General features: G+C 70.9%; 10 protein-coding genes. 9 read left to right on the forward strand and 1 reads right to left on the reverse strand.

What is annotated here, in order from left to right:
* The first annotated feature begins 105 nt into the window (after positions 1-105).
* The 7 genes from CRP55_RS23800 to CRP55_RS23830 all read left to right on the forward strand — a co-directional run bounded on the left by CRP55_RS23800 (position 106) and on the right by CRP55_RS23830 (position 7,800).
* Positions 106-1,827: a galactose-binding domain-containing protein gene (locus CRP55_RS23800; RefSeq protein ID WP_097322324.1), complete on the forward strand. Its 1,722-nt coding sequence runs from the start codon at positions 106-108 to the stop codon at positions 1,825-1,827.
* The gene (locus CRP55_RS56020; protein WP_097322325.1) at positions 1,824-3,071 is read left to right on the forward strand and encodes a DUF1996 domain-containing protein; all 1,248 of its coding nucleotides are present in this window, start codon (positions 1,824-1,826) and stop codon (positions 3,069-3,071) included. Before CRP55_RS23800 ends, CRP55_RS56020 begins: the two co-directional genes overlap by 4 nt.
* Before the next feature lie 371 nt (positions 3,072-3,442).
* Entirely contained in the window at positions 3,443-4,744 is a 1,302-nt protein-coding gene (gene iscB / locus CRP55_RS23810) for an RNA-guided endonuclease IscB (protein WP_097322326.1), read from the forward strand.
* Between the two features lie 97 nt (positions 4,745-4,841).
* Positions 4,842-5,840, forward strand: a complete 999-nt coding sequence (locus CRP55_RS23815; protein WP_097322327.1) for a LacI family DNA-binding transcriptional regulator — start codon at positions 4,842-4,844, stop codon at positions 5,838-5,840.
* Positions 5,841-5,875: 35 nt separating this feature from the next.
* Positions 5,876-6,607, forward strand: coding sequence for a tetratricopeptide repeat protein (locus CRP55_RS23820; protein WP_097322328.1), 732 nt, complete (start codon positions 5,876-5,878; stop codon positions 6,605-6,607).
* Positions 6,608-6,654: 47 nt separating this feature from the next.
* Positions 6,655-7,044 carry a hypothetical protein gene (locus tag CRP55_RS23825; RefSeq protein WP_245923329.1) on the forward strand — a complete coding sequence of 130 codons (390 nt, stop codon included), beginning with the start codon at positions 6,655-6,657 and terminating at the stop codon, positions 7,042-7,044.
* An 81-nt stretch (positions 7,045-7,125) separates the two neighbouring features.
* Positions 7,126-7,800, forward strand: a complete 675-nt coding sequence (locus CRP55_RS23830) for a DUF6766 family protein (protein WP_097322330.1) — start codon at positions 7,126-7,128, stop codon at positions 7,798-7,800.
* Here the strand turns inward: CRP55_RS23830 and CRP55_RS23835 are convergent.
* Positions 7,797-8,699 (reverse strand): GNAT family N-acetyltransferase, encoded by a 903-nt coding sequence (locus tag CRP55_RS23835; RefSeq protein WP_097322331.1) that lies wholly within the window; start codon positions 8,697-8,699, stop codon positions 7,797-7,799. The two genes, CRP55_RS23830 and CRP55_RS23835, sit on opposite strands and share 4 nt — an antisense overlap.
* A 114-nt stretch (positions 8,700-8,813) precedes the next feature.
* On the opposite strand from CRP55_RS23835, the gene CRP55_RS23840 reads away from it, so the two are divergent.
* Both CRP55_RS23840 and CRP55_RS23845 read left to right on the forward strand, forming a co-directional pair.
* Positions 8,814-10,244 carry an Hsp70 family protein gene (locus tag CRP55_RS23840; protein WP_097322332.1) on the forward strand — a complete coding sequence of 477 codons (1,431 nt, stop codon included), beginning with the start codon at positions 8,814-8,816 and terminating at the stop codon, positions 10,242-10,244.
* Between the two features lie 682 nt (positions 10,245-10,926).
* Positions 10,927-11,808, forward strand: coding sequence for a TIGR03619 family F420-dependent LLM class oxidoreductase (locus tag CRP55_RS23845; RefSeq protein ID WP_245923330.1), 882 nt, complete (start codon positions 10,927-10,929; stop codon positions 11,806-11,808).
* The last annotated feature ends 181 nt before the right edge of the window (positions 11,809-11,989 follow it).

The following is an 11,989-nucleotide window of genomic DNA, read 5'->3' on the forward strand; positions in this document are numbered from 1 at the left end:
CAGGGGTTGAAACGCCGGTTCACAGTGACGGCACGAAGAGCGCTTTCACACGGTGTTCCCCCACCGGAAATCGCTCTGACACATCCCCCCATCTGGAGTCGCCCCATGACATCCCCCGTCCTGGAGAGACCGTTCCGGGTCGCCGCTCTCGTGGCCGGCCTCGTCGGCCTGTTCGCCGCCTATCTCGTCGCCACCGTTCAGCCCGCCCGCGCCGCCGAGGTGCTGGTGTCGCAGGGCAAGACCGCCACCGCCTCCTCGACCGAGGCGGCCGGCGCCTATCAGGCCGCCGAGGCCGTCGACGGCAACGCCGGCACGCGCTGGGCCAGCGCGTTCTCCGCCGCCCAGTGGTGGCAGGTCGACCTCGGCGCCACGACCAGCGTCTCGCGCATCGCCATCAACTGGGAGGCCGCGTACGCCAAGGCCTTCACCATCCAGTTCTCGACCAACGGCAGCACCTACACCCAGGCGTACGCCACCACGACCGGCACCGGCGGCCAGCAGAGCATCGCCGCCACCGGCTCGGCCCGATACGTCCGCATCAATCTGACCGAGCGGGCGCTGGCGGCGTACGGCTACTCGTTCTGGGAGTTCCAGGTCTTCTCCGGCGACGGTGGCCCGACGACGCCGCCCACGACCCCGCCGGCCGGAACCACCCGGCTCCTGTCCTACAACAAGCCGGCCCAGGCCAGCTCCTGGCAGAACGACGTCAACTGCAACCCGTGCAGCCCGGACAAGGCGTTCGACAACGACCCGGCCAGCCGCTGGGCCACCAGCTCCACCACCGGCTGGGTCGACCCCGGCTGGATCTCGGTCGACCTCGGCGCCACCGCCCAGATCAGCCAGGTCGTCCTGCAGTGGGACCCCGCCTACGGCCGGGCGTACCAGCTGCAGACCTCGAACGACAACGCCAACTGGACCACCTTCTACTCCACCACCACCGGCGACGGCCTCAAGGACGTCATCAACGCCACCGGCACCGGCCGGTACGTGCGTCTCTACGGCACCGCCCGCAGCAGCGCGTACGGCTACTCGCTGTGGGAGTTCAGCGTCTACGGCACCGGCGGCAACCCCACCGCCCCGCCGGCCAAGCCGGCCGACCCCACCTTCCCCGCCACCCGGCTCGTCTTCTCCGACGAGTTCAACGGCGCCGCCGGGGCCAAACCCGACCAGGCGAAGTGGACGTACGACCCGGGCGTCCCGCAGAACGGCGAGATCCAGTACTACACGCCGAACAGCGAGAACGCGCAGATGAACGGCCAGGGCTCGCTGGTCATCGAGGCCCGCCGGCAGGACTACCAGGGCCGCCAGTACACGTCGGCCCGGATGAACACGAGCAACAAGTTCCACGTGCAGTACGGCCGGGTCGAGGCCCGCGTGAAGGTGCCGAAGGGCAACGGCCTGTGGCCCGCGTTCTGGATGATGGGCGCCGACTTCCTCACCGGCCGCCCGTGGCCGTACAACGGCGAGATCGACATCATGGAGGTGCTGGGCCGCAACACCAGCGAGGCCTACTCCACGCTGCACGCGCCCGCCTACAACGGTGCCGGCGGCTACGGCCAGAAGTACGCCACGGCCGACCTGTCGCAGGACTTCCACGTCTGGGCGGTGGAGTGGGACAGCAAGGGCATGCGCTTCCTGCTCGACGGCAACCAGGTCTTCTACGCGAGCAAGGAGACCGTCGAGAACACCCGCGGCCCGTGGATCTACGACCACCCGTTCTACGTGATCCTCAACCTGGCCGTCGGCGGCGACTTCCCCGGCCCGATCGACGCCAGCACCCCGTTCCCGTCCCAGATGCTCGTCGACTACGTGAGGGTTTACCAATGAGATGGGTCGCCGCGGCCCTGCTGGCCGCCTCTCTCCTAGCCGTACCCGCCAGTGCGAGCGCCGCCGACGCCCTGATCTCGCAGGGCAAGCCGGTCACCGCCTCGTCGACCGAGTCCGCCGCCTTCCCCGCGTCCAACGCGGTCGACGGCAACCTCGGCACCCGCTGGTCCAGCGCGTTCAGCGACCCGCAGTGGCTCCAGGTCGACCTCGGCGCCACGGCCACGATCTCGTCGGTCGTGCTGAACTGGGAGTCCGCGTACGCCCGGGCCTTCAGCGTCAAGGCGTCGGCCAACGGCTCCACCTGGACCACCCTCTTCAGCACGAACGCCGGCACGGGTGGCCGCCAGGCGCTGACCGTCACCGGCAGCGGCCGCTACGTGCGGCTCGAGACGACGGCCCGGGCGACCCAGTGGGGCGTCTCATTGACGGAGTTCCAGGTGTACGGCAGTGGCGGCGGCAGCACGACGCCGACCATCCCGCCGGGCGCCGTGCGGGTGGCCGAGTTCCTGGCCGACTGCCCGTTCAGTCACCGCCTGCCCGACGACCCGATCATCTTCCCCAACCTGCCCGGCGCCTCGCACATGCACAGCTTCTTCGGCAGCGAGGTGACCAACGCGTCGACGACCACGCAGGACCTGCTCAACGCGAACAGCAACTGCAACCCGTCGATCGACAAGTCGTCGTACTGGATCCCGACGCTCTACAACGGCAACACCCCGGTCGAGCCCACCACGGGCATCTTCTACTACCTGGGTGAGGGTGTGCGGGACGACCTGATCGCGCAGACCCAGCCGTTCCCGCTCGGGTTGCGGATCGTGGCCGGCAACGCCAAGGCGACCGGCCCGGCCGACAACACCATCGCCCGCTGGTCGTGCCTGCACGCGGGTGAGGTGGGCTCGTCGCCGAACTTCGTGACCTGCCCGGCCGGCACGATGCTGGAGTCCTACCTGGACTTCCCGCACTGCTGGGACGGCGTCAACCTGGACTCGGCCGATCACAAGAGCCACATGGCCTATCCGGTGAACAACGCCTGCCCGGCCAGCCACCCCGTGGTGGTGCCGAAGCTGCGCCAGGTGATGCGGTACCCGGTCAACGGCAACCCGGCCAACTTCCGGCTGGCCTCGGGACCGGGCTACACGATGCACGGCGACTTCTTCAACGCCTGGCCGGTGGACGAGTTGGCCCGGCGGGTCAACGACTGCATTCGGATCATCGTCAAGTGCGGCACCGACGGACATCCGTAGGATGAACCGGGTGTTATAACGAACGCCGTCAGCTTCTCGGCCCTGAAGCACCGAGCCTGCGCGAGCAGGCTCGGTGTGAAAGGGACGGCTGACCAGCCCAAGGCACCTTGAAGGAGGTGACTACGTTGCACACAAGATCGAAGACCCACCAGCCTGTGCTTCCTCAGCGGGCTGCTCTGGAATCCGTGTCAGCAGACAAGCCGACGAGAGTGCACGAAACGGGGCGCGGACACCGTGACAGTGTTGCGGTACCTGGTGTGCGACATGGGCGAGGGGAGCCCGCCACCCCGGTTGCTCCGGGGCGACGGCGTCACCCGGACGGGCAACCGTCCGGAGGCCGGGGCCTTGCGACCCCACCAACTCACCCGGTCGTGCTCGTCCTGGACAAGCACGGCCGACCGCTGCAACCGTGCACTCCTGCCCGTGCCCGGACGCTGCTGGGCGCCGGCCGGGCGGTCGTGCACCGACACACACCGTTCGTCGTCCGGCTCAAAGACCGCACGATCGAACAGTCCACGATTCAAGGCGCCGAGGTAGGCATCGATCCCGGTTCCAAGGCGACCGGCATCGCGATGTTCACCGCGAAGGAGGGGAACCGAGCGGGTCTGTTCGCCATCGAGGTGCGGCATCGTGGCGGGCAGATCCGGGACAAGTTGACCGCACGAGCGGGGCGGCGTCGCGGCCGCCGGTCGCGCAATCTGCGGTATCGGGCACCCCGGTTCACCAATCGGGCCAGGCCGACAGGCTGGTTGGCGCCGTCGCTGCGGCACCGGGTCGAGACGACCATGTCGTGGGTTACCCGGCTACTCCGCTGGGCGCCGATCACCAGGTTGCATGTTGAGCGGGTCGCGTTCGACACTCAGCTGCTGCAAGACCCGAACGTTTCTGGTGTCGCCTATCAGTCCGGAGAACTCGCCGGCTACGAGATCCGCGAGTACCTACTGGAGAAGTGGAAGCGCCGGTGCGCGTATTGCCAGGCCACCAACGTGCCGCTCAACTCTGACCACATTGAGCCGAGATCCCGCGGCGGGTCGGACCGAGTCTCGAATCTGACCTTGGCGTGTATCCCGTGTAACCAGGAGAAGGGGTCCCTGCCGGTCGAGGTGTTCCTCACCGACCGGCCGGCGGTGCTGGCCCGGATCCGCCGGCAGGCGAAGGCGCCACTGCGGGACGCGGCAGCGGCAACGTCGACGCGGTGGGCGTTGTGGAGTGCGCTGACCGGCACGGGGTTACCGGTCCGGGTGGCCACCGGTGGACGTACGAAATGGAACCGGCACCGGACCGGCGCACCGAAGACCCACACGCTGGACGCGATGCACGTCGGCGAGCTGGCTTCGATGATGCGATGGCCGTCCACAACGATGGTCGCGACCTCGGCCGGCCGAGGCAGCTACAGTCGCGCCCGCACTGACCGGTACGGGTTCCCGCGGCTGCGGCTGCCGCGCACGAAACGCGTGCACGGGTTCGCGACCGGGGACCTCGTCCGTGCTGTCGTCCCGACCGGCGTAAAGCGAGGTACCCACACCGGGCGGGTCGCCGTCCGGAGCACCGGCCGTTTCAACATCCGCACCAGTGCGGGCCTGATCCAGGGCATTGACCACCGGCACGTCCGGCTGTTGCAACGTGCCGACGGATGGGCCTATACCCGCCGACCCGAACCCGCTCGTGCCTGACGGATCGCCGGCGGGCCGTAACGGGCTTCCTCCCGGCTCGGAAAGCCCGGTTTTCCGCCCACACCTTGCCATGACACCCCGGCCCCGCCATCCGACCATGGACCAGGTCGCCGAGGCGGCGGGTGTCTCCCGGGCAACGGTGTCCCGGGTGATCAATGGCGCCACCAGCGTGGACGCCAAGATCCGGGAGGTGGTCCAGCGGGCCATCGCCGAGACCGGCTACGTGCCCAACGTGGCCGCCCGCAGCCTGGTCACCCGCCGCTCCAACTCGGTGGCGCTGGTGATCAGCGAGCCCGACCGGCCGGACAACCACTCGTTCCTCAACCGCATCTTCACCGACCCGTACTTCGGGCGGGTCACCGCGGGCGCGACCGGCGCCCTGCGCCCGCACGACATCCACCTGGTGGTCATACCGACCGACTCCACCGACCACCACCAGGTGATGCGCTACCTGCGGCAGGGTCATGTGGACGGGGTGCTGCTGATCAGCAGCCACGAGCAGGACACGCTGCCGCGCCAGGTGCACGAGCTCGGCATCCCGGCCGTGGTCTCGGCCCGGCCGACCTCGCCCATCGCGGTCAGCTACGTCGACGTCGACCAGCGGCTCGGCGCCCGGCTGGCCGCCGACCGGCTGCTGTCGCTGGGCCGCACGCGCCTGGCCACGATCAGCGGGCCGCTCGACATCCCGAGCGGCCTCGACCGGCTGGAGGGCTTCCGCGCCCACCTGCGGGGGCATGACGTGCCCTCGATCGAGGGCGACTTCACCCGGGCCGGTGGCGAGGCCGCGGCCCGGCGGCTCCTCTCCCAGCACCCCGACATCGACGGGCTTTTCGTGGCCAGCGACCTGATGGCCGAGGGCGCCCTACGGGCGGTGCAGGACCTGGGCCGCCGGGTGCCCGAGGACGTGGCGGTGGTCGGCTTCGACGACTCCAGCGCGGCCCTGGACTGCCGTCCGCTGCTGACCACGGTGCGCCAGCCGGTCGAGGAGATGGCGGCCGAGATGGCCGAGGTGCTGCTCGCGCACATCGCCTCGCCCGGACGATTGCCGCGCTCGGTGACTTTTCATCCCACTCTGGTCGTACGCGACAGCGGGTAACCACAGAGCGTCCCCGGCCGGTAACGTACCGTCCCATGGGGAGCGAACCGACCTCCGGGGCGCTGCTCGCCGCCGGGAACGAGGCCATGCTCGAGGCCGCCTTCCGGACCGGCGACTTCCTGCCCGCACGCCAGATGCTCGAAGCCGCCCGCGACCGCGCCCACGCGCAGCGGGAACGGGTCGCCGAGGCGACCGCCCTGACCCGGCTCGGCATGCTCGCGCACTTCGCCGCCATCTCGGGCGACCTCACCCGGGCCGACTGGGCCGGCGAGCAACGGCTGTTCGCCGAGGCCCTGCTGATCCAGCGCGAGGTCGACGACCCGGCCGGCGCCGCCGAGTCGCTGTTCGGGCTGGGCCTGGTCCACCAGGTGCTGCGCGGCGACTGGGGCACGGCGATGCCGTTCTACACCGAGGCGCTGACCCTGGCCGAGCGCTACGCCGACGAGATGGTCCGCTCCGAGGTGCACCGCCACATCGGCTTCTTCCACGTCTTCGTCTCCGGCGACTCCGAGCGCGGCCTGCGCCACCTGCGCATGTCGCAGGTGCTGCGCGAGCGCTACGGCGACCCGCGCCGGGTGGCCACCGGCACGCTGGCGCTGGGCGAGGCCGAGATGGCCGCCGGCAACCTGCCCGAGGCTCTGCGTCTGCTGCGCGAGGCCGTGCACCAAGCCCGCATGGCCGGGCTCAGCGCGCAGCGCGTGGGCTGGGCCGAGCACGCCCTGCGCGACGCCGAGCGGGCCGGCGCCCTACCCGACCGGGGGGCTTAGCGGGCCGATCATGATTGGACCGCCGCGTTTTGGGGCATGCTGGCCGGGTGCGTCGATCTCTGGCAGCGCTGATGGTGGTGGCGTCGATCTCCGGGTGCGCCACGGTCGGCGATCAGGAGGGTGCCGCCGCCGGCGTCGCGGCGCGGCTGCTGAGCGCGGTCGAGGCCGGTGACGGTGACGCGGCGTGCGCGGCCCTGGCGCCGGAGACGGCGAAGTCGGTGGCCGAGGACGAGCCGTGCCCCGAGGCAATCCTGGACAAAAGCCTGCCGCGGCCCGGCCAGGTCGTCGAGACCTCCGTCTACGGGCAGTGGGCGCAGGTCAAGCTGACCGACGACACGATCTTCCTGGCCGCCTTCCCCGAGGGCTGGCGGGTGGTGGCGGCCGGCTGCACGCCGCAGGCGTCCCGCCCCTACGACTGCTCGGTGGAGGGCGACTGACATGCGCGCGCTCTTCGTCCTCCTGCTCCTGCTGGTGGGGGCCGGCCTGGCGTACGTCATCACGCTGGGGGTGTTGCACCGATGAAGCGGTTCCTGCGGGAGAACGGGATAGGGCTCGTCTTCGGCGTGCTCTTCCTGATCGTGCTCGTCGGGCAGGCCTTCGCCGGGCTGGCCCAGTTCAACGACGCGCAGCGCGCCTCCGGGCTGCCCGACATCGCGTTCTGGCGCTACGTCACCTCGGCCAGCTTCGGCGTCGACGTGGCCGAGAACTGGCAGTCCGAATATCTCCAGTTCTTCCTGTTCATCATCTTGACGGTCTGGCTGCTTCAGAAGGGCTCGCCGGAGTCGAAGTCGCTCGACAAGCCCGGTCGCGAGACCGACAAGGAGCAGAAGGTCGGCCCGTACGCCACGCCCGAATCCCCGAAATGGGCCGGCGCCGGCGGCTGGCGCACGTCGCTCTACTCGAACTCGCTCGGCCTGGTGATGGGCCTGATCTTCGCGGGCTCGTGGCTGGCCCAGTCGATCGCCGGCGTCGCCGCGTTCAACGAGGAGCAGCTCAGCGAGCGCCAGGACCCCGTCTCCTGGGGGCAGTATCTGCTCGAGGCCGACTTCTGGAACCGTACCCTCCAGAATTGGCAGTCCGAGCTCCTCGCCGTGGCCTCGATGGCCATCCTCGCCATCTTCCTGCGCCAGCGCGGCTCCTCACAGTCCAAACCGGTCGGCTCTCCGCACGACGCCACCGGCGTCGAAGGTTAGAGGTCCTTCACCAGCTGCTCGGAGACGACGGGAAAACCGAGGCGGTCGGCGAACTCCTGGGCGCCATGGCTCGAGGCCGACACAAAAAGACCGATTTGGGGTACGCCGTGACGCGCGACCGTCGCCTCGGCGGCGGCCATCAGTTCACGACCGAGACCCTTGCGGCGGTACGGCTCGTCGACCCACACGTAGAGGACGGTGCCGATGCCCGGGCGCGCCGGTGACGGCTTGGTGATCCAGATCCAGCCCACCGGCCGGCCGCCGGCGACAGCGGTGTGCAGGCCGTCCGGGCCGAGCTCGGCCGCGCGCTCACGGGCCCGCTCGGGGCGCTCCCGGACCAGCACCATCGGGTCGGTCGCGATGAGCTCGTCGAGGCGCCGCGCGTACTCCTCCGGCGTCATCGGCGTCAGGGTGACCGAGCCGGCCGCGTCCGTGGCGGGGCGGGCCCGGATCTGGGTGAGCAGGCGATATCCGAGGCGGCGGTAGAGGCGCCGGGCGCCGGTGTTGTCACCGAAGACGTGCAGCCCGACCCGGCCGACCCCACGGGCGGCCAGGTCGGCCTCGGCGGCGCGCAACATGGCGCCTCCGTAGCCGTGCGAGCGGTGCTCCTCGGCCACCTCGATCTCGGAGATCCAGGCCATGGTGGCGAAGGTGGTGCCGGGCAAGGAGATCCAGAGGAAGCCGACCTCGGTACCGCCGGCCATGCCCTTGCACAGCAGCTGGCCCTCGGTGGCGACGCCGTCGGGCAGCATCGCGCGGGTCTGCCGTTCGGACTCGCGGGCGGCCTCCTCGGCGGAGAAGCCGTGGTTCTCGGCGAGGGCGGCGGCGAACTGGGCGGTCATGGCGGGTAGCCGCCGGTCGAGGTCGTCGCGGGTGAACGGGACCAGTTCGATGGTCATCTCTGTTGTCCAGCCTTCGTCGGATGTACGACGGATCGATCGCCGTCTGTTCTGTCGGCTCCGTGACCGATGGTAATTTGACGGCCAGAAGCACGACGGTCACAGGGGGCGGCCTTGACCGATGACTCGGGTTTCCACGGCGTGATAGGCATCGACGTCGGCACCAGCTCGTGTGCCGTGTCGGTGTGGGACGGCACGAAACTCGTCGTCGTGTCCTGCCCCGACGGCACGCCCACCATGCCCGCGGCCGTCGGCCAGGACACGGCCGGCCAAGTGGTCGCCGGGCTGCCGCCGGCGTCCGACCCCGAGGCGGTCATCGCCGGCATCAAACGCCAGCTCGGCAGCGGCGAGCGGGTCCGGTTCCGCGGCCGCAGCTACCAGCCCCGCGAGATCTGCGCCTTCCTGCTGCTCGAGCTCAAACGCCGGGCCGAGGGTTTCGTCGGCGGCGCCGTGCACGACGCGGTGATCACCGTGTCGGCCGCGGCCGGCGAGGCCCAGCGCCGGGCCCTGCGCGAGGCGGCCGGCCTGGCCCAGCTCAACGTGCGCCGCCTGGTCGAGGACCCGGTGGCAGCGGCGATGGCGCTGGCCGCCGACGACCGCCCCGGCATCTACGCCATCTACGACCTGGGCGGCGGCACCTTCGACGCGTCGATCGTGCGGATCGCCCCGGGCACAGTCGAGGTGCTCGGCAGCGCCGGCGACCCCCGCCTCGGCGGCGACGACTTCGACGCCCGGATCGTCGAGTTCACGCTGCGCCAGATCCGCGAGCGGCACCACGTCGACCTGAGCCAGGACGCGAGCATCCGCCGCCGGATCCGCTGGGAGGCCGAGATCCGCAAACGGGAGCTCTCGATCACCGACACCACCACGTTGGAGCTGCCGCGCCTCACGGCCACGGTCAGCGCGGCGGTGCCACTGACCCGGCGCGGCTTCGAGTCGATGATCGAGCCGGACGTGCAGCGCTCCCTCGACCTGCTCACCGAGGCGGTGGCGGCCGCGCACGCCGCACACGGCATAGGCTGGGGCGACATCGACCAGGTGGTGCCGGCCGGCGGCTCGTCACGCATCCCGATGGTCCGCGAGCGCCTGGCCGGCTACTTCGGCTTCGGCCCGTCCGGCATCCGCGACGACCTGGACCCCGACGAGCTGATCGCCCGGGGCGCCGGCCTGGTCGCCCGCGACTACGAGCCGGCCCAGCTGTTCGAGGGCTCGCCGGTGGGCCTGCTCAGCGCCAGCCTGCGCCTGAGGGCCGAGTTGGCCGGCGCGCCAGTGGTCCCGTCAGCCACCGGCCCACCCGAGGCCACAGGCCCACCCGACCTTTCGGGCCCGCCGGCCGAGACCCCAGCCGACTTCCGCCCGGCCGCCGTGGCCGCCTACCTCCTGCTGATCTCCCCGTCCCCTTCCCCCGACGGCCTGCTGGCCCCTTTGCGCACCGCCTACCTCAACTTCGTAGCGGCCGTACACGCGGCCGCCCCCGACACGCGCCTCTCCGAGCTGGGAACCACTTTGACCACCGAGTACAAACGCACCCAAACCCCCGGTTAACGCCAACACCCCCTGCCACCCACCCATGCCGACCCGCGCCGCCTACCCGCGTGGTCTGCCCCTGGTTGGTCCGTCGCAGCACTTTCCCTCCCCAGCGCCCTTCACCCCGATCCTTTCCGCAGCAACCCCGCCAAACTCGACCTCCGGGTCGGAGCTGAGCAGGCAGGGGGTGAGGGCGCAGGTCGGCCGCGGGGAAGACGACGGTCGCGGGAAGTGGGCGGCTGTGTGCCGCTGGCCAACCCCGATCCCACCTTCACCCCACCCCCATCCTTCGGGGGTCGCCGCCGGCTCCGGCCGCGGCTGAGCAGGCGGGAGGGCGAAGGGCGGCGGCAGGACGAGGTGCTGCGGGAGGTGGGCGGCTGCCGGTCGGCGCCGGAACCACAACCACAACCCGGTCCGGCCTTCGGGGGTCGCCGTCGGCTCCGGGCGCGGCGGGCAGGGTGGGCGCGAGGACGAAGGTTGGTCGCAGGAAGAGGGCGGCCGAGGGGCGAACCCCGAACCCGGCCCCAACCGGGACGAAGGTCGGCCGCCGGGAAACGGACGGCCGAGGGGCGGCGTCTGAACCCGCACCCCCGCAGGTTGGCGCAGCCGGGCTGTGGGCCGGCGCCTGAACCCACCTCGACGGCTCGATTGCGGAGCGCAAGGCTAACGTTGGCGGATGTTGATCAGTTGCGGTGCTCCGGTGGCTGGGGCCTGGGGCGGGCCGGTGGAGCTGACGCAGTTCGCCCGGCGGGCCGAGGATCTCGGCTATCACGGGCTCTGGGCCTTTCAGCGGCTGCTGGTCGGTGAAGGGCAGCGGCTCGAGCCGGTCTATCACCGGGTGCTCGACCCGCTGCTGGCGCTGAGCTGGGCGGCGGCGCACACGACGTCGATTCGGCTCGGTGTTGCGGTGATCAATATTCCGTACGTGTCGCCGGCCTATCTGGCCAAGCAGGCGGCGACCCTCGATGTGCTGTCGGGTGGGCGGTTGGATCTCGGTCTCGGCACCGGCTGGTCGGAGCCGGAGTTCGCCGCCACCGGCTCCGATCCGCATCCGCGCGGGGAGCGCATGAACGAGTATCTCGAGGTTTTGCGCACGCTCTGGAACGACGAGGTCGCCTCGTTCGACGGCCGGCACTACCGGGTGCCGCCGAGTGTCATGGCGCCGCGCCCGGTGCAGCCGGGTGGGCCGCCGGTGCTGCTGGGCGGCACTGCCGACGCCGCCCTGCGCCGGGCCGGGCGGGTCGCGGCGGGCTGGGTGAGCAGCAGCCGGGCCAGCTTCGAGCAGATCGCCCAGGGCACCCAGATCGTGCGGCGGGCGGCCGAGGAAGCCGGCCACGACCCCGACCTTGTCCGGGTCGTGGTGCGCGGGGTGGTCCGGCCGGGGGAGCGCGACGACGCCGTGCCGCTTTCCGGCAGCTGGGAGCAGATCCGGGCCGGTGCCGAACTGTACGAGCGGGCCGGGGTCACCGAGCTTTTCTACGACCTCAACTGGGATCCGGTCGTCGGCGCGCCCGGTGCGGAGCCCCGGGTCGCGGCCGAGCGGGCGGAGGAGATCCTGACCGCTCTGGCTCCGGGCGCCTGACGGCGCGGGTACCTCTCCGCAGGGTCATACCGTCGTCGTGATGACGGACATCGAACTCGGTATTGGCCGCGAATGGCTACCCGATTCGTTATCGGAATGGCCGTCGTCTCCGTATGGGCTTCTTTCCGGGTTGTACGCGGCGTGACGCGGGAGCAACGGAGATCACCTCTGATCCCCGTCC

Source organism: Paractinoplanes atraurantiacus (genome assembly GCF_900215205.1).
Lineage (GTDB): Bacteria > Actinomycetota > Actinomycetes > Mycobacteriales > Micromonosporaceae > Actinoplanes > Actinoplanes atraurantiacus.

Bases quoted from the DNA above. Each gene is read 5' to 3' on its own strand.
- CRP55_RS23815 (WP_097322327.1), top strand. From the start codon at position 4,842: ATGGACCAGGTCGCCGAGGCGGCGGGTGTCTCCCGGGCAACGGTGTCC.
- CRP55_RS23830 (WP_097322330.1), top strand. From the start codon at position 7,126: ATGAAGCGGTTCCTGCGGGAGAACGGGATAGGGCTCGTCTTCGGCGTG.
- CRP55_RS23820 (WP_097322328.1), top strand. From the start codon at position 5,876: ATGGGGAGCGAACCGACCTCCGGGGCGCTGCTCGCCGCCGGGAACGAG.
- CRP55_RS23800 (WP_097322324.1), top strand. From the start codon at position 106: ATGACATCCCCCGTCCTGGAGAGACCGTTCCGGGTCGCCGCTCTCGTG.
- CRP55_RS23835 (WP_097322331.1), bottom strand. From the start codon at position 8,699: ATGACCATCGAACTGGTCCCGTTCACCCGCGACGACCTCGACCGGCGG.
- CRP55_RS56020 (WP_097322325.1), top strand. From the start codon at position 1,824: ATGAGATGGGTCGCCGCGGCCCTGCTGGCCGCCTCTCTCCTAGCCGTA.